Raw genomic sequence first — 25310 nt, forward strand, 5'->3', positions numbered from 1 at the left:
CGCGCCTTAGCAACTTCCGTTGACCTAATTCCCCATTATTGCAAAGCGAGCCGCAGCGTGCAAGGCGCAATCGCAGGACCGAAGCATGCCTATCGGCTCAGGAAGACGCGCAGCGCATCGTAGAGCTGGTTGGCGTCGAACGGCTTGGGCACGAAGCCGTCCATGCCGGCGGCGCGCGCCTCCTCCCGATCCTCCTGGAACGTGTTGGCGGTCAAGGCGACGATGGGAACCGTCCGCGCGTCGGCACGGTCAAGCGACCGGATGGCGCGCGCGGCGGCCAGCCCGTCGAGCACCGGCATCCTCACGTCCATGAGCACGAAATCGTACGTTCCCGTTTTCGAAGCCTCGAACAGGTCGATCGCCTCGCGCCCGTCCGCCGCTCGATCCACCGACACGCCCTGCATTTCAAGCAAAGCCGCCGCAATCTCGGCGTTCAGATCGTTGTCCTCGGCCAAAAGGACGTGCGATCCCTTCAAAGCAGGGGCGTTCTCAGGCGACAGGACAGCCTTGCCCAGCGGAGCCTGCCCCTCTTCGGCAAGCGGCAGATCGATCGTGAAGAAGAACTCCGACCCCCGTCCGAAGCTACTTCGAACCTCGAGCGAGCCGCCCATAAGGCGCACGAGGCTGCTGCTGATGGCAAGTCCCAGGCCGGTTCCCTGAGCGTTGCGACGGTTCTCGGCGGCCTGCTCGAACGAATCGAAGATACGGCCCAGATCCTCTTCGCGAATGCCCGCGCCGTCGTCTTTCACGCTGAAGCGAAGGCGCACGCTCGCGTCGTCTCGGCGCAGCTCCTTGATGGAAAGCTGGACGAAGCCGCCGCTGTCGGTGAACTTGAACGCGTTCGACAGCAGGTTCGCCAGCACCTGCTGAAGACGCACGTCGTCTCCTACCACGCCCTCGTCCACGCCGCAGCTAACCTCGAAGCGCACGCCCTTCTCCTCGGCCTGCATGCAGAACATGCTCTCCAGGCGCTCGGCCAGACAGCGGAGGCGCATGGGAGCGACCTCGATGCGCATCTTGTTGTTGTCGATCTTCGACATGTCCAGGATGTCGTTGACAAGCGAGAGCAGGAACTGGGCCGACGTGTTGATCTTCTCAAGGCTGGAGCGGATGGCGGGCGTGGCCTCCCCCGACAGCGACGCCACGCTGGAAAGCCCGATGATGGCGTTCATGGGCGTGCGTATCTCGTGCGACATGCGCGAGAGGAAGTCCGCCTTCTCGCGACCGGACTCCTCCGCTTTCTCCAGCTTGATCGCCATCACGCGGGCGCGCACCTTCGACAGCGACACCACAACGCCGATGGCCCCCAAAAGCAAGGCGAACACAAGCACCATGGTGACCACGAGAAAGGGGTTTTGCGCCACGAACGACTCGATGGTGGCGCGATGCGAGGTCACTGGCGTGGAGTTGCGGGACACGATGGCGTCAAGCTCGTCGCTCGACAAGCTGTTCACGGCCTTGTTCAGCACGGCGTACAAAGACGCGTCCACGGGCTTGGGCAACGCCACGGAGAACACGGCGTCGTCGTGCTCCGACGTTGCCGGGGCAACGTTGGCGTACGAACGCTCGACGAACAGGCTCTCGGCGCACGAGGCGGGCATGCTGGTTAGGTCGGCGCGCCCCTCGTTCACGGCCGACAAGCACTCTTCGTACGTCGCATAGCGCACCACGCGCGCCACGTCGAGGCCCTTCGGGTCGGCAAGCCCCTCCAGCTGCGCGAACACCAGGCCCTCGCTTCGCTGGGACCCCGCCTTGCTCCTGAGCACCACTCCGTCCAAGGATGCATAGCTTGCCGTCAGGGCCAGACCGCGCTCGGATGCAGTGCGCTCGTCGCCCTGGAATCCGCCCAGCACGTCCGCTTCGCCCGACGCCACCAGCTCGAGCGCGGCTTCGTACGTGCTTGCGTGGACGAACCGAAACGTCAAGCCCGTCCGTTCGGACACCAGGCCCAAGACCTCCTTCACCACGCCTCGGTACGATCCCTCAAGGTCGTAGTACAAAGGATACTGCCCCGCCACCACGGCCACCCTGACCTCGCCCCGGCCCGCAACGTACGCGCGGTCGTCGGCGGAAAGCTCAAGGGGGAACCGGTACATCTGGGGAAAATAGGCGTCGTGAAGCTTGGTGGCGAACCCGGGGTCGGCTGCGTACACCTGGGCCATTGCGGCATCGAGCTCGGGCAGCAGGTCGCTTCCCTTCGCAAGGGCGAAGTACTGCGGCTCGCCGCCGAACGACGCGACGACCTTGCAGTTGCCGGGAAAATCCGTGTCCCCGGTCAGCATGACGTCGGCCGTGCCGTCGTCGAGGCAGCTTTTGTACGAAGCGTAGTCAAGCGGAAGAAGCGTGCAGAAAAGGCCGTTCAGGCTCAGGAAGCTCTCGAGCCGCTTGTTCTTGTCGACGGCCTTCTCGTACACGCCGATCGTCGCGCCGTCCAGGGTGCTCAAGTCGAAGCTTGCAACGGCGTCGTTGTCCTGCGCGCACGCCAGCAGCGAGCGGTTCGAGCCCATGCTGTAGGTCGAGTAGTCAAGGGAGTCGGCAAGCTGCTCGCGCACGAACATGCCGCCCACCAGGTCGATTTCGCCATCGCGCAGCCGATCGATCAAGTTGTCGATGTCTCCGTCGACGAATTCGTATTCCCAACCGGTGTACTTCGCGATCTCGGTGAGCCAGTCGAAGAGCACCCCGCTGCGATTCCCCTGGTCGTCCACCATGCTCAAGCCCTCGGACGGAGGAAACGCCACCTTCACCACGCGCCCGCGAGACGACGAAGCCCGCTCGTCGGCAACCGCAGGAGCAGCGAACGCGACGGCCAGCATCGCCGAGAGCACCAGTGCGCACGCGATGCGCTTCGCCCATTTCCCCACGGCTCGAACCTCCTCCATCGCCTGCGGTACCGCTTCCAGTCGAATCAGCTGTAGGGCACCCAGAATACCACGACAAGGGAAGACGCAGCTGAAACTGTAAACCTACGGGCCGCGCGGCTGCGAAAGGCCGCCTACAGCAGATCGTCGGGATCCACGTCGATCGCTACGTTCGCGTCCTTGTCGGGCTTGCGGTGCCTGAAGTACGGAAGAAGCACGGCCGAGAGGTCGGCCTCCGGCGGGCACTTCACCACGATGTGCCAGCGATACGTGCCCCGCAGCTTCGCGAGAACGCACGGCGTAGCGGGCAGGACCGTCCAGTCGTCACCGCCGAAATCGCGCACGACCTGCTCGATCCCCTGCTGCAGCTGCTGGGCCGCCCCGCGCACCGCCGCTTCGTCCTTGCCCCAGATCAGCACGTTCGCCATGCGCACGTACGGCGGGTACCCCAACAGGCGCCGCTTCGGCAGCTCGTCGCGCAGAAACAGCGCGCGGTCGTACGACGCCGCGGCCCGGATGGGGGCGGCGTCCGCCTCGTAGGTCTGCACGAGCACGCGCCCCGGCAGCTCGGCGCGCCCCGCGCGTCCGGCCACCTGCTCCACAAGGTCGAACGTGCGCTCGGCGGCTCGATAGTCGGGAAGCTTCAGCATGGTGTCGGCGTTGATGACGCCCACCAGCGTGACGTCTTCGAAGTCAAGGCCCTTCGCGATCATCTGCGTGCCCAAAAGCACAGCGGCGTCGGCGGCGGCAAACTCCTCTAAAAGCCGCTGGTGGGCGCCCTTGCCCGACGTCGTGTCGGCGTCCATGCGCACGATGGGAACCCCAGGGCCCACACCGGGGGTCTCGTCCAGCAAAACCCGCAGATCGGCCTCGACCCGCTGCGTTCCGGCACCGAACTTCTTGAGATAGGGGCTGCCGCATTCGGGGCAGACCGGGGGCACCGCGATGCGGTAGCCGCAGTGATGGCAGATGAGGAAGCTTCCCCGCTCGTGATAGGTCAGCGATGTGGAGCAGGACGGGCATTCCGGCACGAACCCGCACTCCCGGCACAGCAAGAACTTCGCGAATCCGCGCTGATTGAGCAGCAGGACCGCCTTTCGACCAGCGGAAAGCTCTTCGGCAAGCGCGCGGGAGAGCGCGCCCGAGAACATGGAGCGGGAGCCTCCGCTGAATTCCACCGCCATGTCGACGACGCGAACGGCGGGCAAGGGCTTGCCGTTCGCGCGCTCGGGCAGCTCGACATGATGCCATCGGGGATCCTTCGCGCACGCGTGAAGCGCCTCGATGGAAGGGGTGGCCGACCCGAGCACCACGGCCGCGCCCGCGCGGCGCGCCATCCATACAGCCACGTCGCGCGCGTGGTAGCGCGGCGAGCTGTCCTGCTTGTAAGAGCCCTCGTGCTCCTCGTCGATGACAAGGAGCCCCAGGTTGGAAAGCGGCGTGAACAGGGCGCTTCGAGCGCCCACCACCACGCGCGCCGCGCCCGAGCGAATGAAGTCCCACTGGTCGTAGCGCTCGCCCTGGCTCATGCGCGAGTGCATGACGGCCACGGTGTCGCCGAAGCGGCCGCGGAACCGGCCCACCGTCTGCGGAGTGAGCGAGATCTCGGGCACGAGCACGCACGCCGTGCGCCCCGCGGCGAGCGTCGCCTCGATGGCCTGGAGATACACTTCCGTCTTGCCCGACCCGGTCACGCCGTCCACCAGCACGACCTCGCCCGCGCCGCGCTCGCGCGCCGCATCGATGACGGCGAGCGCCGCCGCCTGCCCCTGCGTGAGCGGCGGCTTGAGAGAGGGGGCGAAGCCGCTTGCAGGCTGTATGCCCGCAGGTTGGCGCAGCGAGTCGGCAAGGGCGTTCGCAGCGTTCGCAGCGCCCGCAGGCTCCGACGGAGCTGCGAAGCCTCGCATGCGGCGACGATGCTCGATGCGCACGACGCCTTGCTTCTCGAGCGTCTTCAACGGAGCCGACACCGCGCCGAACTCGGCCGACAGCTCGGCTACGCGCAGCTCGCCCGCGCGCAGGGCCTCCACGATGGAAGCCTGCTTGACGGCGTTCTTCCGAGGCTCGAACGTGTCGAAGGCCGCACCCGGCAGCACCCAGCGATCGTCCACTTCCCCCACGGCGGGCTCTTCCAGGCGCCAGTAGCCCTCGCGCGACCGCACCATGCGCGGCACCCCGCCCGGCGGGGTGAACAGGCGCACGCACGACGAGAGCGGAGCGATGTAGCGCTGCGCCAGCCACTGGGCGCAGGCGGCGCCCTCTTCGTCGAAATACGGGCGGCTCACCGCTCGCACGATAACCTTGAGCTTGGCGGGGTCGAGCCCTTCGGGATAGTCGCCGTCTTCGCGTTCCTCGATGCCGATCACGAAGCCGATCGCACGCCGATGGCCGAACGGCACGAGCACGGCGCAGCCCACCTCGACGGGATGGTCGCCGCTTTCGTCCTCGGGCACGGCGTACGTGTAGGACGCGTCGAGCGCTTGCGTGGGTATGTCCAGGATGATCGATGCGAGTTTCATATCTTCAGTATATCCTATGTCCTCGTTCACTCCGAAACGCGCCTGCGCCCTTCCCCATTCGCTAGCCCATGCGCTCTCGACCGGCTCGATCTCCTTTTATAGCTCGATCGCCTCTTACAATAAGAAGAGGCCGCCCTCGCGCATCGAACCGCGCAACGGGCGACCTCTTTCCATCAGCGAAGCGCAGGCTATGCCACTCCGCAGGCTTTCCGCAGCTCGTCGGCTTTATCGGTGCGCTCCCAGGTGAACTCGGGAAGCTCGCGGCCGAAGTGGCCGTAGGCGGCCGTCTTGCGGTAGATGGGGCGGCGCAGGTCGAGCGCGTCCACGATGGCGCCGGGGCGCAGGTCGAAGGTCTGCTCGATCGCGGCCATGATGTCGGCCTCGGGCACCGCGTTGGTGTCGAAGGTGTCCACCATCACCGAAACGGGCTTGGCCATGCCGATGGCGTAGGCGACCTGCACCTCGCAGCGGCGCGCGAGGCCCGCGGCCACCACGTTCTTGGCCACCCAGCGCGCCGCGTAGGCAGCCGAGCGGTCCACCTTCGTGCAGTCCTTGCCGGAGAACGCGCCGCCGCCGTGGCGGCCCATGCCGCCGTAGGTGTCGACGATGATCTTGCGGCCGGTCAGGCCCGCGTCTCCCATGGGGCCGCCGATGACGAAGCGGCCGGTGGGGTTCACGTGGATCTCGGCGTCGGCGGCCAGCTCCACGCCCTCGTGCGCGAACACCGGCTCCACCACGTTCGCGATGATCTGCGCGCGCAGCTCGTCATGGGCGATGGCCTCGGAGTGCTGCGTGGACACGACCACCTTCTCCACGTTCACAGGACGGCCGTCCTCGTAGCGCACGGACACCTGGGTCTTGCCGTCGGGGCGCAGATGCGGCATGACGCCGCTCTTGCGCACCTCGGTCAGGCGCTCGGCCAGGCGATGCGCCAGGTAGACGGGCATGGGCATGAGCGTGGACGTCTCGTCGCACGCGTAGCCGAACATCATGCCCTGGTCGCCCGCGCCGATGCGCTCGTAAGGGTCGTCCTCGGCTAGGCCGTGCTGGGCCTCCCAGCTTTCGTCGACGCCCTGGGCGATGTCGGGGCTTTGGTCGTGGATGGCGTTGAGCACGCCGCAGGTATCGCAGTCGAAGCCGTACTTCGCGCGGTCGTAGCCGATGTCGCGCAGCACCTCGCGCACGATGGCGGGCACGTCGACGTACGCCTGCGTGCGGATCTCGCCCGTGACGATGACCATGCCGGTGGTGGCCATGGTCTCGCAGGCGCAACGCACCTGCGCGGGATCGGCGGGCTGCCCGCTGGGGGCGATGTAGCCCTGAGCCGCCAGCTCGATCTCCTTGGCCAGGATGGCGTCGAGCACGGCATCGGATATCTGGTCGCACACCTTGTCGGGATGACCCTCGGTGACGGACTCGGACGTGAACAGGTACGTAGAACATTCTTCGGCCATAAGTTCCTCCTTCATCGCTGTAGGCCGGACCACCTTGGCGTATCCGCCAGGTTGGTGTCGGGATCTCAGAGCCAACTCTCTCCCCCGACTCTTGATAAAACAGAGAACCGCGCACATAGCCGGAATCCCCGTGAAACCCTGCCGATGGTACCCTGAAAGCACTATTCGCGCAAGAGGAGAAGACCCCGCCCCGCGGAGTCCCCACGGAATGAACCGCCGAAGCCGCGCCCTTGCCGCACGCGGGCGCGCGAACGCCGTCCCCGAACTGCCCCTTCGCCCCGTTGCGCACGAAATATCGCCCTCCGTGGCAGGTTCTGACGGTTTGAGGTCGTCGGAGACCCCCTTGCCTTTAGCGGCAATCGAGCAGTCCCGCATTGCACCAGGTCAGAAAGCTATAGAAAAATGCTGGGTGTTCGGGCGCGCCTCATCGTGCTTCGGAGACAACCTCAAACCGTCAGAACCTGCCAGCAAACGCGGTTTTTCGTGCGCAAGGCTATGGGAAGGGACCGGCGGGACCCGTGCGCGGGGCCATGAGAGAGTGAGAGAGAGGGACCCGTGCGCGGGGCCATGGGAGGGGTCGGCGGTCGGCGGGGTGCGGGCCGGCGGAACCCGCCCCAGCCTCGCGCCGCCGCCGTTCCTGTGGCGATACGGCAACCGCCTCGATGCGGGCGATCGGCTCGTGCTACACTTTTTTCCAAACGTGAACCCCCTGCCCGACGCTTCCACGGGCGGGTCTGCGAAAGGATCGCCATGCCAACCAACGCCGAATACACCCGCGAGTACTTCGACATCCTCGAGCGCCTTGACGGCGACGTAGCCGGCCGACGCGCCGCGTACGACTACATGCAAAGCTCCACCGCCATCGTGCACCACCGCGTTGTGGCCTGCTCGTACGTCCCGCGCCTGTTCAACGCGCAAACGTACCGCACTATGAAGGAAACGGCCGAAACCTCGCACCGCATCCTGTGCAAGGTGATCGCGCGCTACCTGGAAGACCCCCAGTACCGCCGCGTGTTCGACTTCGATCCGCGCCTTGAAGAGCTCATCCTGCTGCCGCGCGGCTACGACTCCCTGCTGCCCTTCGCGCGCGTGGACACCTTCCTGAACGAAGACGACTACCGCATGGAGTTCTGCGAGTTCAACGGCGACGGGTCCTCGGGTATGAACGAGAACCGCGAGATCACGAACTCCATCGCGAGCTCTCCCGCATTCGAAGCGTTCTCCCGCAACCACCGCGTGGAAGGCTGCGAGCTGTTCGAGTCCTGGGTCGACGCGTTTCTGTCCATCTACGAAACCTACGAGCACAAGGTGGAGAACCCCCGCTTCGCCATCTGCGACTACCTGGAAAACGGCGTGGTCGACGAGTTCCACATCTACACCGAGCTGTTCAAGCGCCGCGGCGTGGACTGCGTCGTGGCCGATGTGCGCGACCTGAGCTTCGACGGCGAAACGCTGCGCGACGCCGAAGGCAAGCCCGTCAACGCCATCTGGCGCCGCTGCGTCACGAACGACGTCATCGACCATTGGGACGACTCGCAGCAGCTCATCAACGCCGTGCGCGCAGAGAAGGTGGCGCTCATCGGCAGCTTCGCCGGGCACATCGTGCACGACAAGCAGATATTCAAAGCTCTGTTCGACAAGCGCACCATCGAGTTCTTGGACGCCGACGAGATCTCGTTCGTCGAGAGAACCGTGCCCCTGACCGCGTTCTTGGACGACGACCACGTCAACGTCGATCAGATCCGCGCGAACAAGGACGAATGGATCATCAAGCCCACCGACCACTACGGGGCCGACGATGTCTACGCAGGCTGCGCCGTTTCGCCCGAACGCTGGGAAGAGCTGGTCGACCGCTTCGCGAACGGACGCGCGGGCTACCCCTTCATCGTGCAGCGCTACATCCGCCCCTTCAAGACGCTCACGCTGCCGCCGGACACGGGGATAGACGGGCTTTCCGACGACCAGGTGCCCTTCGATCCGCAGATGTACAACAACCTGAACGGCCTGTACCTGTACGACGGCGTGTTCCAGGGCGTGTTCAGCCGCTTGGGGCCCCTGCCCACCATCTCGAAGGACATGCAGGGCATGACCGCCGCCACCATCTGGGTTGACAAGGACTAAGGGAGCCGAAGATGCCGTCGCACGAAACAAGGCGCGGGGCAAAGCACGGCCTTGCGCAGGGGATTGCCGCCATCGCCCTAGCCGTCACGTTCGTGGCGGCGGGGCTCGGCGCGTGCTGCTTGCCGCAAACCACCGGCATGCTGGCCGGCATGTTCAGCGGCGCGGACAACCCGTCGACGCCGTTCTCGCACGACGATCTGGTGCAAGCCGCCGTCGCAACGCGCGACTACACCGTGGGGTCCAACGACCGGGAAGCCGTGTTCGCCATGCTGCGCGACGTCAACCGCAACGCGCAGACGCCCTACGCCGAAGCCGACGAAACAGCCCTTGCCGCCGCGCCCGACGCCTACACGCTCAACCCCGAAGCGCTCTCGCACCTCGACGACGTGCACCGCGTGATAGCGGCTGCGGGCGTCGCTTTTGCCGCCGTTGCCCTCGCCGCTGTCGCGTTCTGCGTTTACCTGGGCATACGCGCTGGCAAACGGGCTGTGGGCGGCGCGCTGGCCTGCGCGGGGATCGTCGTGCTGGCCGTGTTCGCCGCGCTGTCCGCCTGGGTGGTCGTCGACTTCAACGGCTTTTTCGCCGCGTTCCACTCGCTGTTCTTCGCCGACGGAACCTGGACGTTCTCGTACGAGTCGCTGCTCATCACCATGTACCCGCCCGCATTCTGGATGGGAATGGGGGCCGTCTGGCTGACGGTCACGGGCGCGCTGTCCCTGATCGCCGCGTTCACGGGAACGGCGCTGCGGCGCCGGAGCCTTCCCCGTTAAGAAAGCGGACGGCGAGGTTCTCGGCGCTGCGCGACCCGTGCGCGAGCAGCTTCCTGCTGCTGCTCGGTCGAGCATTTTGAGTGAGGATGGGTCGGCTGCGGTTTGCTCCGGCCTTCGGGTTGTCTATACTTGCAAGTATCGCCGAAGCCCGTGCTTCGGCTTGAACATGACGTTATTCAACTGGAGGATTACCACGGCTATGACAGACGAGAAGAAAGTTCGCGTTCGATTCGCCCCGTCGCCCACCGGGCGGCTGCACGTAGGCGGAGCCCGTACGGCCATCTACAACTGGGCGTTCGCCCGCGCGATGGGCGGCGACTTCATCCTGCGCATCGAAGACACCGACCCCGAGCGCTCCACCGAAGAAAACGTGCAGGTCATCCTCAATGCCATGAAGTGGCTCGGCCTTGACTGGGACGAAGGCCCCGAGGTGGGCGGCCAGGCCGGACCGTACTTCCAAACCCAGCGTATGGACACGTACGCCGCAGCGCTCGAACTCATGAAAGAGCGCGGCAGCGTGTACCCCTGCTTCTGCACGAAAGAAGAGCTCGACGCCAAGCGCGCCGCAGCCGAGGCGAACGAAGGCGGCTACGCCGGCTACGACCGCACCTGTCGCTGCATCGACCCCGCTGACGCAGCTGCGCGCATCGCCGCAGGCGAGCCGCATGTGTGGCGTTTGCGCGTGCCCGAGAACCACGGCCCCATCGAGTTCGACGACGCCGTGTACGGCCACGTGAGCTTCCCGGCCGAAGTGATGGACGACATGATCGTCGTGCGCACGGACGGCTCCCCCACCTACAACTTCGCTGTGGTGTGCGACGACGCGAACATGGGCGTCACTCACGTCATCCGCGGCGACGACCACCTGTCCAACACGCCGCGCCAGATCCTCATCTACGAGGCGCTCGGCTTCGACGTGCCCACGTTCGCGCACCTGTCGATGATCCTGGGGCCGGACGGCAAGAAGCTGTCGAAGCGCCACGGCGCGGCCTCGGTCGAGGAGTTCTGCGAGCGCGGCTACCTGCCCGACGCCATGGTGAACTTCCTGGCGCTTCTGGGCTGGTCGCTCGACGGCGAGACGACGCTCATCGACCGCGCCACCCTGTGCGAGCGCTTCAGCCTGGACCGCGTGACCAAGAAAGACGCCGTGTTCGACGAGACGAAGCTGGACTGGATGAACGGCCAGTACATCAAGGACATGGGCGCGAACGCCTGGGTGCAGGCGTCGCTTCCCTGGCTGCTGGAGCTGGGCGCCACGCCGGAGGACATCTCTGCGCGCGCCGAGTTCTACCTGGGGCTGTATCCCCTGGTGGCGGAACGCCTGGCGCGCCTCGACGACGTGGTTTCCAAGCTGGGCTTCATGTTCTGGGGGCCCGAAGTGCGCGAGCTTGACGAAAAGAGCGTCAACAAGGTGCTCAAGAAGGAGGGCGCTCGCGCCGACGAAGCTCTGGCGGCCTGCCGCGGCGTGCTTGCCGACCAAAGCGTGGCCTGGGAAGCCGAAGCGCTGCAGGAAGCATGCCGCGCCGTGGGCGAGCAGCTGGAACTGAAGCCGAAGCTGCTGTTCCAGCCCCTGCGCGTGGCCGTATGCGGCAACATGGTGTCGCCGCCGCTGTTCGAGAGCATCGAGCTTCTGCCGCGCGAGGACGTGCTTGCGCGCATCGACCAGGTGGCAAGCGAGGCGTTCGGTGGCTGAAGTCGCCGACAACACGCAGGATGAGCGGACCGTGCACCCGCAGCGCATTCTTGTGCTGCGGGATTTCTGCACGCGATTCCGGGGCTCGGCATGCGACCGCTGCGCACGCGCATGCCCCCACGGCGCCATTGAATTCGACTCCGAGGAACTGCCCGTCATCGATGCGCAAGCCTGCACGAACTGCGGCATCTGCCTGGGAATCTGCGACGCGTTCACCTCTACGCGCGTGACGATGATCGACCTGCACGCCCGCGTGCGGCGCATCGCCCTGCGCGGCGAGGACGTGGTGATCACCTGCAAGGAGAACATCTTCCCCGGATTCCAGCCTGCCGCCAACGTGGTGGTGCTGCCCTGCCTGGCCACGCTTTCCCCGGAGTTCTGGACGCTCGTTTTGGCCGAGAACATCCCCGTGAGCATCGCGGGGGACCTAGCTTACTGCGCAGACTGCGACCGGGCGGGAGAGTTCGGCGAAATGCTGTTCACGCACGCCATTGCCACGGCGGAGCAGTGGACGGGACGCAAGGTGGGCTACCTTGAAACAATCCCTGAAAAGGAGAACCTGGTCAAAGATCTGGCGAATCCCGAAGGGGTCGATCGACGCAGCGCGTTCACGAATCTGGCGGCCGACGTGGCAGACGTCGCCTCGGGCAAGCGCCGTCTGCGCAACTCGGACGTTTTGCAGCAATTTTACGAGCGCAAGGAGCGCGCACGGGCGCGAGCGCGGCTCAACCTCAACGAAAGCCCGCAGTTCAACGACTTCGCCCCCGAAGGACACACGAAGCAGACCATGCATCCCAAACGGCGCATGCTGCTCGAAGCCATCGACCGCGAGCCCGCCATCGCTCCGAACATACCGGTTGTCATATCCTGCACCGACCGTGCGCTGTGCACGAACGCGCTTGACTGCGCGGCCGTCTGCCCGACCGGCGCGCGCTACCCAGACCCCGCAGACGGGACGCTTGCTTTCGATGCACGCTACTGCATAGGCTGCGGCCTGTGCGTAAGCGCCTGCGCGCAAGGAGCCGTGCAATTGATCGAGGAAAGCGCCGAAGTTTTCCTTACCGAAGAAGCTGGGTGCGAACAAGCCTAGCAAAGCCCGCGACACGTCACCGCACGCCGCAACGAAGAGTTTCAGGAGGGTCACATGAACGAACCCGAGCGCCCCGAGGGCGACCAGCAAAACGACCAGCCCGCGCCGCCTTACGGCCAGCAGCCCTACAGCAGCACGAGCCAGCTGCCGCAGCCCCCGACATACGGCGGCCCCCAGCCGCAGCAGCCGCAATCCCCCTACGCCGGCGCGCCCTCGCCGCACTACGCGTCGGCGGGCCAGCCGCCGCAGCCGCAGCCCCCGTACCCCGTGCAGCCTCCCTACCCGGCCTACCCGGCCGCCGCGCAGCCACCGCAAAAGAAGAAGGTATGGCCTTGGGTGCTCTGCGGGTGCCTGCTGGCGTTCGTTTTGGGCGTTGGCGGATGCGTCGGCTGCGTAGCGTGCGGAGCCCTGTACTTCGATCGCAGCTACAACGATTCGTTCGACCCTCGCTACGACGGACCGGGATACGGGTACAACCATTCCTACGAAAATGGCAACCCGGACGACTACGGCACCAGCCGCTACGAAGGGCTTACGCTCGAGGATATCGAGAAAGCGGTGGGCGATCTTCCGAGCACCGTCGAGGACGGTCGCTGCACAGCCGGCGTGTACCAGATAGGCCCGGGAAAGGACATCGAGCCGGGACTCTACTTCCTCGAAGGAAGCTCGGATGCCGAGGGCACCTACTACGTGTTCGATCGCGACGACGACACGGGAACCTATTCGCTTGAGCTGGCGGTCTCGTATTTCGGCAACTACTTCGCACAGCTTGAGGCCGGCGACGCGATCGCCTTCCTGCCCGGCAAAGACGAGCTGCGCATGTACCCGAGCAAGGCGGCGAGCTTCGCCCCCGCGGCTCCCTACGAGAACGGGCTGTATCGCGTGGGAGTCGATATCCCCGCCGGAACGTACACCGTCACGGTGAGCGCCGAGGCGTCCGCGAACGCATCGCAGGACAGCGCGGCGTTCGTCATGAAGGATCTCGACTTCGACAGCGATTCCATTACGCAGACGAAGTACGTGATCGCAGGGGGATCCCAAACCGTTACCGTGACGGACGGCGATTACCTGGAGCTGTACGCCGCCGTTGCAACTCCCGCGGAATAAACCCGACCGCACATTGACGCAACCTCGCAACGCCCCGGCTTCGTCGGGGCGTTCGCATCGAGTACCCGGAAAAGGAGACGCCCATGCTTTCCGAAAACCCTTCCCTTGAAGAAATCGCAGCCGTGTTCGAGAACGATCGCTTCGCCACCCAAGCAGCTGGCTGCCGCGTGGTCGAAGGATGCAGGGGACGAGCCGTGTGCGACATGAAACTGTCGGACGTGCACCGAAACGCAATGGGAAGCGTCATGGGCGGAGCCATCTTCACGTTGGCGGACTTCGCCTTGGCCATAGCCTGCAACATCGGCGAAAAGCCCACCGTTTCCGTAGACCATGCCATCAGCTTCCTCCGCTCGACGAAAGGGTCGAAGCTGACCGCGACTGCCACATGCGACAAGCCAGGCAGTCACCTGGCCTTCTACACCGTTGTCGTCGAGGACGACCTGGGCAAGCAGATCGCGCGCATGACGGTTACGTGCTACCGGTAAGCAAGCGCGACCGGAAGCCACGGGAGCGCTCGGGATTCGGGCGCACCACCAGAACGCTACTTACCCGAAGATAATCGAACCGGCGTTTCGGGCGAGGCCGCTACCCCATGCGGTCGAAGAAGGCGCGCGCGTTTTCGAAGAACACCTTGTCGGCAACGTTCGGCCCGAACTGTCGCTCGAGCAGCGCGTGCAAGTCGGCGACGCGATCGCATGGATCGAGCCAGCTGGGCACGTCGCAGCCGTCGTAGTCGCTACCGAGCGCAAGCACGTCCTCCCCTGCCGTTTCCAAGATGCGATCGACGTGACGCAGCACGTCGTCAGGCGAAGGATCGGCATGCAGGTCCGATAGGAAGTCCCGGCAGAAATTCAAGCCGACGATGCCTTGGCAGTCGGCAATCTCGCGCAACTGCCAATCCTCCAGGTTGCGCGGATGGTCGCATATCGCCCGCGCGTTCGAGTGCGAAGCGGCGAAGGGTCGGGATGCTATCGCGCATACGTCCCTGAAACCCGCCTCGTTCAGATGGGAAACGTCCACCACGATACCGCGCGCTTCCAATTCGCGCACGCACGCGCCCCCGAACGAAGTCAATCCGTCGAGCGTTTCGTTGCCGCTTCCCAACGCATTCCGGCCGTTCCAGGTAAGGGTGACCATGCGCACCCCGGCTTCCGCCAACGCGTCAAGGCGCGCCGACGCCTTTCCGTCATCCTGAAGAAACGACGCACCCTCCACGGTGAGCATCCCGGCGGTCTTGCCCGCCTTGAACGCGTCCTCGATCTCGCGCACGTCGCGCACGCGCGCGATCGCATCGCGATGACGCTCCAAAGACATCTCCCAAAACCTTCCCACACGCTCGAAAAGCGCCCACGCTGCATCGCCTTGCAGCTGGTCGGGGACGAACACTGCAAAGCACTGGCACCAGGAAAGCGACGCGGTGCGCGCAAGCGAAACATGGGCGGCATTGTCCACCAGCGAACTCATGCGCGAACGAGGGATCGCCGCATCATGCTCGGCGAATCCGCCCGGGACCCCAGGATCGCCCGAAAGAACCAGGCGATCGAGCGTATCGCAATGCAAGTCGAACACGCGCAAGCGATCAGGATTCGCATCCTTCGCTCGAGAGAAGATATCGTCTCCCCACAGCTTGGCAGCCTCTTCAGGCGAAGCATCCCCCAACGTCATGAACAGCCCCACGGCCGCGCTCCTCTCTCGCGAATCGCATCAAAGCCTTGCTATTGTACCGCTGCAAAGCCCCTTGCGCGCACGCTTTCAATAGGTGACAATCGAATCAAAACTCTTGCAAAGGCGGCACGGTGAAAAGGTATGTTGCGTTTCTTCGCGGCGTGAACGTCGGCGGTAAAAACACGATTCCTATGAAAGAGCTGAAGAAACGCTTCGAAGAACTTGGCTTCAAGGAAGTCAAAACGTATTTGAACAGCGGTAACGCATTGTTCTCAAGCAGCGACAGCGCAGAAAGATGCACCGATAAGATCGAGTCGATGATGCGCAGCTGCTTTGGCTTCGCTATCCCCGTCCTTTGCATGCCCAAAGAAGCGCTCGAGGATATTCTGCAAAACGCGCCTGCCTGGTGGGGAGGCGCGGATAAAGAAATCTACGATAACCTGATCTTCATCATGCCGCCCGCCGCGTTTTCCGACGTCCTCCACGAAATAGGAGAACCTAAAGAAGGGCTGGAGCGGATAGAGCATTACCGGAACGCTATCTTTTGGTCGTTCGATCGCAAAGAGTACCGCAAGACCAACTGGTGGTCGAAGACCGCGAGTGCGCGCATAGGCGGCAAGCTGACGATCAGGACGGCGAACACCGTCAGGAAACTGGCCGGGATGTAGCGCAACGCGTCAAGCTTCATGCTGAAAGACAGCGTTTAGCGGTCTTGCCCTTCGGTTGCGGCTTCTTGCCCGGTAACCAGAAACACCATGGCAACCATAAGCGCGAAGCCCGCCCAATCGGCGCCCGTGAACACCGTTCCCAGCCAAAGCGCCGCGAACACCGTAGCGCCCAGCGGCTCCATCGTCCCCAGCAGGCTGCCCTTCACCGGGCCCACCACCGACACGCCATGCAAATACAGACCGTACGCCGCGAACGTGCCCACCGCGATGATCGCCGCGACCACCGCCCAGCCGGCCGCGTCGAAGCCGGGAACGACCGGCGGCTGGCCCCAGGCCGCGCCCGCCAGCCACATTCCAAACGCCGCCAACCCGCCCGCGAACATACCCAGCCCCGTTACGGGCAAGCTTCCCCACTGCGCGAACAGGCGCTTCGGATACACGATGTAGAACGCGACTGCCAAGCCGTTTGCAACGCTCCACAGCAGGCCCTCAACCGGCACCGCGAACGCTCCGGGATCGGCCTGCGTGGCGATAAGCCACGTTGCCGCCATCGCCAAAACCAAGCCGATCAGCTCGCGCCGCTGCGGCAGCTTCCTTGTAGACAAGCACGCATACAGCATGACGAACACGATGCCCATGCATTGCAGCACGGTAGCCGTGCCGGCATTCGTGTACTCGACGACGATCGTGTACGTGATCTGAGAAGGATACAGCCCCACCACGCCCAGCACCGCCAAACGCGCCAAAGTCGCCCGATCGCGCAACATCGCCAGAACGTGCGCGCGCTGGCGAACCAGCAGCACCGCCAAGAACAGCAAGCCCGCCCCCAGCATGCGCGCCGCCGTGATGAACGCGGGAGAAGCCCCGTACCCCGCGATCAAAAACTGCGCGCACGCCCCCGAGAACCCCCACAGCGACGCGCCCACCAAAGCAGCCGCGATCCCGCGCCAGAAACGTTGGCGGAAAAACGCCTCGCCCGCCCGCACGGCCTCGCCCGTCACTTCGCCAGCTCTTTCAGAAACTCGGCGACCGGCCCCAGAAGGTTATCGCCCTCGTCAAGCTTAAAATAGCGCAGGGGCAGTTGGAGCTTGCGCTTGTCGGCCAGGTAGCGTCCGCCCGCACGGCGCAGCGGCGTCATCTGGTCGCGCGACACGTCGATCGGCTCCACCACCAAGCGACCCGCCGTCACCGAAACGGTCTTGATGTGATGCTCGTTCGCAAATGCCTTGATGCGCGCCTTCTCGAACAGGTTCTTCGCGGCCTGCGGCATATCGGGCCGCTTGTCGGCCATATCCTGGTACACGTCCTCGACGGCCTGCTCGGTCGCCGCCGACGCGATCTTGCGGTACCACAGCACGCGCTCGTCCGCCTCCGGCACGTAGTCCTCGGGCAGGTAGGTATGGCCCGGCACGTTCACCGTGATGTCGGACAAGGCCGGCGGCAGCTGATCGACGGCCTTCAGGTCGCCCTCGCGCGTAGCCGTCACGGCTTGAGCGAGCATCTGAGCGAACAGGTCGAAGCCGACGGCGGACATGTTGCCCGACTGCTCGGCGCCCATGAGGCTGCCCGCTCCGCGTATCTCCAGATCGCGCATGGCGATGCGCATGCCGCTGCCCAAGTCGGTATGCTCGTTCAACGCCGTCAAGCGCGCGGCAGCCTCCTCGGTAAGCTCCATGTGCTCGGGGAACATGAAGAAGGCGTACGCCTGCGTGGACGACCGGCCCACACGGCCCTTGAGCTGGTACATCTGCGCCAAACCCAAGCGCTGCGAGTCCTCGATGATGAGGGTGTTCGTATGCGGGTTGTCGATGCCGCTCTCGATGATGGTGGTGGCCACCAGCACGTCGAGCTCGCCAGCGCTGAAGTCCTCCATGACGCGCTCCAGCTGCTCGCGCGTCATCTGGCCGTGAGCCACGCCCACGCGCGCCTCGCCCGCGGCAGCCGTCACGCGGCGCACGGCCTCGTCGATCGAGCGCACCCGGTTCGACACGTAGTACACCTGCCCGCCGCGCGCCAGCTCGCGCCGAATAGCAGCGCTCACCACGTCGGGGTCCCATTCGCCCACGTGGACCTCGACGGCGCGCCGCTCATCGGGCGGCGTGAGGATCAGGCTCATGTCGCGAACCCCTGAAAGCGACATCTGCATGGTGCGCGGAATGGGCGTTGCCGAAAGCGTCAGCACGTCGATGGATTCGCGCAGGTTCTTCATCTGCTCTTTGTGGCCCACGCCGAAACGCTGCTCCTCGTCGATGATGACCAGGCCCAGATCGTGCGGGTTCACGTCGCGGGAGAGCAGGCGATGCGTTCCCACCAAAACGTTCACGCTGCCGTCGGCGAAGCCCGCAAGCGCCGCCGCCTGCTGGGCCGGCGTGCGGAAACGCGAGAGCACTTCCACCGTCACGCCAAACGGCTCGCAGCGCTCCTTGAAGTTGGTGTAGTGCTGCTGCGCCAAAATGGTGGTCGGGCACAGCACCATCACCTGCTTCGAATCCTGAGTCGCCTTGAACGCGGCGCGCAGGGCCACCTCGGTCTTGCCGAAGCCCACGTCGCCGCACACTAAGCGATCCATCGGCTTGGCCGACTGCATGTCGGCCTTCACGTCGGCGATGGCGGCAAGCTGGTCGGGAGTCTCCTGGTACGGGAACGCCTCCTCCATCTCGCGCTGCGCCAGCGTGTCGGCCTCGAAACGGTAGCCCTGCACCGTGGCGCGGCGCGCGTACACGTCCACCAGATCGAAGGCGAGCTTCTTCGTGGCGGCGCGCGCCTTCTTCATGGCGCGCGACCAATCGGCCGTGTTCAGGCGAGTAAGCCGCGGGCTCGCTCCCTCCGGACCCACGTAGCGCGTCACGCGGTCCAGCTGCTCCACCGGCACGTACAGCTTGTCGCCTTCCGAATACTCCAGCAGCAGGTAGTCGCGCGCCGTGCCGTCCACGTCGCGGCGCACAAGCTCCTTGAAGTGGGCTACGCCGTGGGCGGCATGCACCACGTAATCGCCCGGCTTGTAGGGAAACGTGATCTCCGTGATGTCGACGTGCCTGCTCGGACGCGCCGTCGACGCGCCCTGCGTATCGGACACGCTGATCACCGCAAGCTTGGCCTTCGGTATGATCATGCCCAGCGGCACGTCCACGTCCACCACGTTCACCACGCCGCGGCGCAACCGTCGCTTGGCCGCGCCTTCCGTCTCGTTCGGATCCTGCTCGACGTCAAGCGTCTCCTGGATCGGCAGGCCGTGGTCCACGAACGCCAGCTTCATGTCCTGGCGCGCCCGGAAGTTCGGCGCGCTGAACACCGTCGTGTAGTCGGTGTCCACCAAGCTGCGCAAACGCCCGAACAGCTTGTCGGGATGCCCCGCTACCTCCACGCGCTTCACGGGAAGCTCGTCGTCCACGTGCCCGCCCACGCGCATGATGGATACGTAGGTTGCGCGCTGGCCCTCCCCGAAGCTGACCGCGCCGGGTTCGGCGTACAGCCCCTTGAGGGCGATGCCCGTGCCCTTCGCGCAACCCGCGATGTCGTCATAGGCATGCGTCATGTCGTCGAACAGGGAACGCGGCTCCACCAGCACCGAAAGCGCGTCGCGACGAAGATAGGCGCCCAGCGTCACAGTCTCGTTGTACAGGTAGGGCAGCAGCATGTCCGACCCGTCGAAGCGCAGGCCCCCGTCCAGCTTCTCCAGCGCATCGCGTAAAGCGGCATTCATCTGAGCTGGGCGTTCGAGCTTCTTGCGGGCTCGGGCAAGAGCGCTTTTCGAGCACGAGAACTCCATCACGGGATACGCCTCCACGCGCGCAAGCGCCTGAATGGTCTGGCCCGTGGAGGGCACGATGCGCCGCACCTCGTCCAGCTCGTCGCCGAAGAAGTCCAACCGAACCGGGTACACCAGGTTTCCCGGGTACACGTCGATCGTGCCCCCGCGAACGGCGAAGGTGCCCGGCCCGTCAAGCTCGCCGGTGTTGCGGTACCCGCGCTCCTCCAAAGCGAGCGCCACGTCCTCGAAGGAAGCGATGCCCGCCGCGTCGGCGCCCTCCATAGCGCCCAGTTCCTTCCCGGCCTCGAACACAACCGGCGTTGCAACCGACGAGCCGGCCGGAGCCAGCATGCGCACGAGCGAACGGGCGCTTGCCACCACCACGACCGGCCGTCCGGTCGAAAGCGCATGCACGGCCTCCATGCGACGCGCCACGATGCTCGCGTCGCTGGGCTTGGGATTGAACGGATAGTCGGTTCGCTCGGGAAAGCGGACGACGCGCTCGTCGCCCAGATAAGCCGCCACGCTGCGCGCGAACGACACCGCCGCGTCTTCGCCCGCCACCACGACCAGGGTCGTTTGCGGCTTGTGCGCGAAACGGGCGGCAATCAGGAAGGGGCGCGCCGAGTTCGCCACGCCGAGCGCGCCGTCCTCGCCCGCGTCCAGCTTGTCCCAAAACGCGTCGAGGCACCCGGATTTCTCCAATGCGAACGTGAGCGAGTCGATGAGCATGGTCGTTCCCTTTTCTCTATCCGAGCAGCACGAAAAGCCGCGATGGGCGGCTTGCAGCTTTGTTGCGTATGCGCCCGTCGCACAGCGCGCGCACGAGCGTCGACCAGTGTACCTTAAAGCCCGCGCGGAAGGCGCGGGCAACCGGCCGCAACCGAACAAAGAACATCGACGCAAGCCGCAAGCCGCTCCCTCGCCTTCGATTCGTCCGCTCCGCGAACAGGCAGTTTGCACCGGCGGATCGAGCCGCTGCCAAATCGAGCGAGTTTTGCGGCGGTTTTTCGCCTTCCTGAGCAAAATGATCGAAGGACGTTTTTTATCATGCCTGGTCAAAGACTTGCGCACTCGCTTTATTCTTGATTGAGGACCAGCAAAACTCGTTCGATTTGACACGATCTCGAAACCAGCCGGCCAGCGAAGCCGAAAACACCCGCAGCCCGTCTTGCAAGCAGACACCAACCCGAAAGTTCACTATACTTGACCGCATCCGAATCGCATCCTGCAAAGGAGGATCCCTTGCCCCGCGAAACCGTGAAAGCGAAACGCGAGCGCGCCATCGAAATCGCGCAGCGCATGAACGAGCACTACCCCGCCGCCGAATGCGCGCTGCATTACTGGGGCGACCCGTTCAAGCTGACCATCGCCGTGCTGCTGTCCGCCCAAACCACCGACAAGGGCGTCAACAAGGTAACGCCGGCGCTTTGGGAACGCTACCCCACCGTAGCCGACCTGGCGTCCGCCAATCCAGCCGACGTCGAAGAGATCATCCGCACCATCGGGTTCTACCGCACGAAAGCTGCGAACGTGGTCAAGTGCGCGCAGCTGGTGGTGTCCGAGTACGGCGGCCAGATCCCGCGCGACATCGACGAGCTGCAGAAGCTTCCCGGAGTGGGCCGCAAAACCGCGAACGTCGTGCTCAACGAGGCGTTCGGCATTGTCGAAGGCATCGCCGTGGACACGCACGTGTTCCGAATCGCGCACAAGCTCAAGCTTGCAGGACCCTCCGCCGACACGCCCGCGAAAACCGAGGACGCGCTGCTCAAGCTGTATCCTCGCGAATGGTGGGGTCCCATCAACCACCAGTGGGTGCTGTTCGGCCGCGAAACCTGCATCGCACGGCGGCCGAAATGCGGCGAGTGCTTCATCTGCGACCTGTGCCCCAACTGCGGCAAAGCGTAGGCTCGGGCGGACGGGAAACGACGCCCGAAAAGGAATCGAGCAACAAGGGGGAAACCACATGCGCTATCGCAAACTGGGCAACACCGGCTTGGAAGCGAGCGAGATCGGGTTCGGAGCGGAGTGGATGGAGCGCAAGTCCGCCAGCGAGGTGCAAGCCGTCGTCGACGCCTGCATGCAGGCCGGCATCAACATCCTGGACTGCTGGATGGCCGAGCCCGCCGTGCGCAGCAACCTGGGAAAGGCCATCGCAGGCAACCGGGATCGGTGGATCATCCAAGGTCACATTGGATCCACCTGGCAAAACGGGCAGTACGTGCGCACGCGCGACCTCGACCTTGCGCGCAACGCCTTCGAAGACCTACTCGCGCGCCTGGCAACCGATCACGTGGAAGTGGGCATGATCCATTACGTGGACGACCTTGCCGAGTTCGACCAGATCATGAACGGACCGTTCTTCTCCTATGTGCACGAGCTCCAGGAAAGCGGCGTCATCGGCCATATCGGCCTGTCCACGCATCGCCCCGACGTGGCGCAAGCGGCGGCGCGCTCGGGCAAGATCGAGGTCATCATGTTCAGCGTGAACCCGGCTTTCGACCTTTTGCCAGCCACGACCAGCCTGGAAACGGCATTCGCCTTCGACTACGACGACGCGCTCGAAGGCATGGACCCCGTTCGAGCCGAGCTCTACGCGCTTTGCGAACGGGAAGGCGTGGGGCTTACCATCATGAAAGGATACGCAGGGGGGCGCCTGTTCAGCGCCGAGGCTTCGCCGTTCGGCGTGGCCCTCACGCCCATCCAGTGCATCCACTACGCGCTCACCCGACCCGCCGCAGCCAGCATCCTAGCCGGATTCGACACGCCAGCGCACGTTGCCGACGCCGTGCGCTACGAAACCGCGAGCGACGCCCAAAAGGATTACGCGACCGTTCTGGCAAGCGCCCCCAAGCATGCCTACTACGGCCAGTGCACCTACTGCGGGCATTGCGCCCCCTGCCCCTCCGGCATCGACATAGCCATGGCGAACAAGCTCTACGACCTGGCGACCGTCCAAGGCGAGGCCCCTGCATCGGTCAAGGCGCACTACGATGCCCTCGACGCCACGGCTGCGGACTGCATTGCCTGCCGCGCCTGCGAGCCCCGATGCCCCTTCGGCGTGCCGATAGCCGAGCGCATGGAGAAGATCGCGCTCCTCTTGGGGTAGCGCCCGGATGCTCGGACCGCTATGCCCGCTCAAGCGGCCCGAGCACGAACAGCGTGAACGTGGCCTCGCACACCAACCGCCCCTCGGGCGTTTCGGCCCGGCAATGCGCGATCACCGTGCTGCGACCCTCGTGGGACGTCTTCGCCCTTACGACAAGGGAGCCGGCCCCCACCGCTTTGACGAAGTTGACCGAGCTCGTCAACGCCACGTTGCTCACGCGGCACGAATACGCGACCATGCCTGCGGCGATCTCGCACAACGTCGCCAAAAAGCCGCCGTGGATGGTGCCGTGATAGTTCAACACCTCCTGCGGCACGTCGAGCCGAAACGCCACGCGCCCCCGCTCGGCTTCGAATATCTCCAGGCTCTCGAGCTCTTTTTGAGCCGTTACGTTCACCATCATCGCATCCGCGATAGCCGCATCGTATCGAACCATGTCGCGCGCTCCTTTCCGTCCGACCCATTGTACGGCGGCCGGCTAAGCGCCACGATGGGCAATCCCGCGTCGGCGTGGCACAGCGTGCAGCGCGCGCACCGCACGGAGCGGCGCTACGGTCGCACCGCCTCGTCCAGCAGCGACCTCGCGCAGGCAACCACGGGGACGATGGCATCCCGATCGGTGCCGTCGAAGCCCTCGCGCATGCCCTCCAGCATCGCAGCGGCTCGCTCGTCGCTTTGCGCCGCCTTCTCCTGAGCCTTGAGAAACAGCTTCATCATAAGCTTGTCGCGTAGGCCCAGCTTGGCGTAGTCGAAGCCTCCGCGCAGGTAGAAGCGCGGCACGTCGTCGAAGTCCGGCGAAGGCAGCGCGCGGGCCAAGCCCTCTTCCACCTGATCGGTCCACTCTACAGGAGTCGCGCCCACGCCAAACACGACGAAGCGGACGTTCGGATGAGCCTTGCGCATGCGCTTCAGCCACGATCCTCCGGCAAGCGAGGCCGCATGGAACCACCCTCCCATGACCACCACGTCGCACGCCGCCACGTCTTCGTCGGTCGCCTGACCGTACGCAACGGCCCGGCATTCCAGATCGTCCGCGATCCACTCGGCGTACGCGCGCGTGAACCCGGTTTGAGATGCGTATGCCACCAAGCACGTCATGAGCGTCCTCTTTCATCAGCTGCTTCCGAAGAACCCGAAGGCGCAGCGGCGCCCGCAGGAGCCTTCCCCGCCGCGCCGTAGCGCCGCAGGAACGACGCCAGGAGCGCGCTCACCTTCGGTTTCGCTTCGTCCCAGGTCATGCCAGCATGCAGCATGAGAAACACCGGGCCTTGAAACTCCAGTGCCATCCGTGCGGCGTCGTCGCGCAGCAGGGTCCCCGTTGCCATTCCATGTTCGAAAGCCGACCGCTGCAAGGCAAGCGGGCGCTCGATGAACACAAGGCGGTACGCCTGCGCAGCGTCCTCGCTCTCGAACTGGCTGATAACGAGCAGGCGACGCAGCTGCCGCAGCGAAGCATCTTCGAAAAACGGCCTGACGGATTCATGCACCTGCCTCTCAAGCGCACGGGGATCGGACGGGTCGTATTCCCGCGGGTCGTCCTCGACGTCGAACAGGACGCCCTTCGGCTGGAACATCGCGCGCAAACGGTCGAGCTCGCGCGCGATGATCGCGTCGAACAGGGCTTGCTTTCCAGGAAAATGGTTGTACAGCGACGCGTCCTTGATGCCCGCGGCCGCCGCGATGTCCCGAACGGAAACCGCATGGAACCCGCGATCGGCGAAAAGCTCGAACGCCTCGTCGAGTATCCGGTCGCGCGTCGGCGCGACCCGCTTGCCTTCCGGCATGATGATCTCCCCTCAAGTAAAACTAGCACTTGCTAGTATAATACCAAGCAAGTGCTAGCTTTACAAGAAGACGGATTGGATGAAGCGGCAGAGGGGTGCAGCCGTCGGGACCGATCCGCACGCCGACCCCAGAACCGCACCCTTTCCGCGCCAAACCGAACGGCGCATGGGCGCCTACGATTCCAAAGCCTCCCGAAGCATGTCCGCAAGCACTTCGGCATGGGAGCGGCGCTTGCGCGTAGCCGTGCCGACAAGCGCAACCGATTCGAAATCGCCGTACCGCTCGAAGAACCGCGCGACCGCCGCACGCTTTTCCATGTCGGCTCGATAGGCGCTCGCGTAAGCTTCCCACCCTATGTTGCCGTTGAGGTAGCGCTCGAGCATAGTGGGAGCCGGAGCGAACAGCTTGTCGTGCGCATACTGCGCATGCGCCACTTTGTCAGCAAAAAACGCCAAGTCATCGCGTTTAGTGAAACCGGAAAGCTGGTTCGTGTTCTTCAGGCGCGTATCAAGCAGCATATCGACCCGCCAGTCGGCCAAACGACCGAAAAAATCCTCTGCCGAAGTTTCGTACGCGCTGATCGTGTGAATAAGCATAGACGTGCATCTCCTTCTAACCGCGCAGCGCGCGATCCTACCGTTTCTCGAAAACGATAGCGCGCATGCTTGCGCGCAGGAGAAGCACCAGGCGACCGTCACCGAATCGAAGATGCCGCGT

The 25310-nt window shown here is 64.9% G+C and carries 20 protein-coding genes and 1 riboswitch; of the genes, 10 read left to right on the forward strand and 10 right to left on the reverse strand.

The annotated features are described in order from the left end of the window. Positions 1–89 precede the first annotated feature (89 nt). The 3 genes from LG373_RS06120 to metK all read right to left on the reverse strand — a co-directional run bounded on the left by LG373_RS06120 (position 90) and on the right by metK (position 6834). Positions 90–2882 (reverse strand): transporter substrate-binding domain-containing protein, encoded by a 2793-nt coding sequence (locus LG373_RS06120; protein ID WP_225749303.1) that lies wholly within the window; start codon positions 2880–2882, stop codon positions 90–92. Between the two features lie 113 nt (positions 2883–2995). After that, positions 2996–5380 (reverse strand): primosomal protein N', encoded by a 2385-nt coding sequence (gene priA, locus LG373_RS06125; RefSeq protein WP_225749304.1) that lies wholly within the window; start codon positions 5378–5380, stop codon positions 2996–2998. A 188-nt stretch (positions 5381–5568) separates the two neighbouring features. Further along, positions 5569–6834, reverse strand: coding sequence for a methionine adenosyltransferase (gene metK, locus LG373_RS06130; RefSeq protein WP_225749305.1), 1266 nt, complete (start codon positions 6832–6834; stop codon positions 5569–5571). 8 nt (positions 6835–6842) lie between these two features. Then, positions 6843–6935, reverse strand: a riboswitch (SAM riboswitch). Positions 6936–7584: 649 nt separating this feature from the next. Between metK and LG373_RS06135 the strand changes: the two genes are divergently transcribed. The 6 genes from LG373_RS06135 (at position 7585) to LG373_RS06160 (ending at position 14100) form a co-directional block, all read left to right on the forward strand. Next, entirely contained in the window at positions 7585–8955 is a 1371-nt protein-coding gene (locus tag LG373_RS06135; RefSeq protein ID WP_216528620.1) for a carboxylate--amine ligase, read from the forward strand. 11 nt (positions 8956–8966) lie between these two features. Next, complete coding sequence (locus tag LG373_RS06140) at positions 8967–9725, forward strand: DUF1461 domain-containing protein (protein ID WP_216528621.1); 759 nt, start codon at positions 8967–8969, stop codon at positions 9723–9725. Between the two features lie 199 nt (positions 9726–9924). Next, complete coding sequence (gene gltX / locus LG373_RS06145; protein WP_225749306.1) at positions 9925–11418, forward strand: glutamate--tRNA ligase; 1494 nt, start codon at positions 9925–9927, stop codon at positions 11416–11418. Beyond that, on the forward strand, positions 11411–12508 hold the full coding sequence (locus LG373_RS06150; RefSeq protein ID WP_225749307.1) for a 4Fe-4S dicluster domain-containing protein: 1098 nt from the start codon (positions 11411–11413) through the stop codon (positions 12506–12508). The genes gltX and LG373_RS06150 overlap by 8 nt, the downstream gene beginning before the upstream one ends. Positions 12509–12562: 54 nt before the next feature. Beyond that, positions 12563–13615, forward strand: coding sequence for a hypothetical protein (locus tag LG373_RS06155; protein ID WP_225749308.1), 1053 nt, complete (start codon positions 12563–12565; stop codon positions 13613–13615). A gap of 83 nt (positions 13616–13698) precedes the next feature. Further along, entirely contained in the window at positions 13699–14100 is a 402-nt protein-coding gene (locus LG373_RS06160) for a PaaI family thioesterase (RefSeq protein WP_216528625.1), read from the forward strand. 100 nt (positions 14101–14200) lie between these two features. Here the strand turns inward: LG373_RS06160 and LG373_RS06165 are convergent, their stop codons facing one another. Further along, on the reverse strand, positions 14201–15292 hold the full coding sequence (locus LG373_RS06165) for a dipeptidase (RefSeq protein WP_225749309.1): 1092 nt from the start codon (positions 15290–15292) through the stop codon (positions 14201–14203). Positions 15293–15411: 119 nt separating this feature from the next. Here LG373_RS06165 and LG373_RS06170 point away from each other — a divergent pair, with 119 nt between their 5' ends. Further along, a complete protein-coding gene (locus tag LG373_RS06170; protein ID WP_225749310.1) occupies positions 15412–15948 on the forward strand; it encodes a DUF1697 domain-containing protein in 537 nt (178 codons plus the stop codon). Between the two features lie 35 nt (positions 15949–15983). On the opposite strand, the gene LG373_RS06175 is transcribed toward LG373_RS06170, so the two are convergent. Together LG373_RS06175 and mfd are read right to left on the reverse strand one after the other, a co-directional pair. Continuing rightward, positions 15984–16949: a DMT family transporter gene (locus LG373_RS06175; RefSeq protein WP_225749311.1), complete on the reverse strand. Its 966-nt coding sequence runs from the start codon at positions 16947–16949 to the stop codon at positions 15984–15986. Continuing rightward, a complete protein-coding gene (mfd, locus tag LG373_RS06180) occupies positions 16946–20431 on the reverse strand; it encodes a transcription-repair coupling factor (protein ID WP_225749312.1) in 3486 nt (1161 codons plus the stop codon). The genes LG373_RS06175 and mfd overlap by 4 nt, the downstream gene beginning before the upstream one ends. Here mfd and LG373_RS06185 point away from each other — a divergent pair. The 3 genes from LG373_RS06185 (at position 20424) to LG373_RS06195 (ending at position 22808) form a co-directional block, all read left to right on the forward strand. After that, complete coding sequence (locus tag LG373_RS06185; protein WP_225749313.1) at positions 20424–20792, forward strand: hypothetical protein; 369 nt, start codon at positions 20424–20426, stop codon at positions 20790–20792. The genes mfd and LG373_RS06185 overlap by 8 nt on opposite strands. 152 nt (positions 20793–20944) lie before the next feature. Beyond that, complete coding sequence (gene nth / locus LG373_RS06190) at positions 20945–21607, forward strand: endonuclease III (protein ID WP_225749314.1); 663 nt, start codon at positions 20945–20947, stop codon at positions 21605–21607. A gap of 58 nt (positions 21608–21665) precedes the next feature. Beyond that, on the forward strand, positions 21666–22808 hold the full coding sequence (locus LG373_RS06195; RefSeq protein WP_225749315.1) for an aldo/keto reductase: 1143 nt from the start codon (positions 21666–21668) through the stop codon (positions 22806–22808). 19 nt (positions 22809–22827) lie between these two features. Here LG373_RS06195 and LG373_RS06200 read toward each other — a convergent pair whose 3' ends face one another. The 4 genes from LG373_RS06200 to LG373_RS06215 form a co-directional block, all read right to left on the reverse strand. Continuing rightward, entirely contained in the window at positions 22828–23244 is a 417-nt protein-coding gene (locus LG373_RS06200) for a PaaI family thioesterase (RefSeq protein WP_225749316.1), read from the reverse strand. A gap of 113 nt (positions 23245–23357) precedes the next feature. Beyond that, positions 23358–23906, reverse strand: coding sequence for a flavodoxin domain-containing protein (locus tag LG373_RS06205; RefSeq protein WP_114565875.1), 549 nt, complete (start codon positions 23904–23906; stop codon positions 23358–23360). Beyond that, entirely contained in the window at positions 23903–24592 is a 690-nt protein-coding gene (locus tag LG373_RS06210) for a TetR/AcrR family transcriptional regulator (RefSeq protein ID WP_225749317.1), read from the reverse strand. The genes LG373_RS06205 and LG373_RS06210 overlap by 4 nt, the downstream gene beginning before the upstream one ends. 174 nt (positions 24593–24766) lie before the next feature. Next, entirely contained in the window at positions 24767–25189 is a 423-nt protein-coding gene (locus LG373_RS06215; protein WP_216528632.1) for a DUF488 family protein, read from the reverse strand. Positions 25190–25310: the final 121 nt, after the last annotated feature.

The sequence above is a fragment of the Paraeggerthella sp. Marseille-Q4926 genome, assembly GCF_916618935.1.
GTDB classification, from domain to species: Bacteria; Actinomycetota; Coriobacteriia; order Coriobacteriales; family Eggerthellaceae; genus Paraeggerthella; species Paraeggerthella hominis.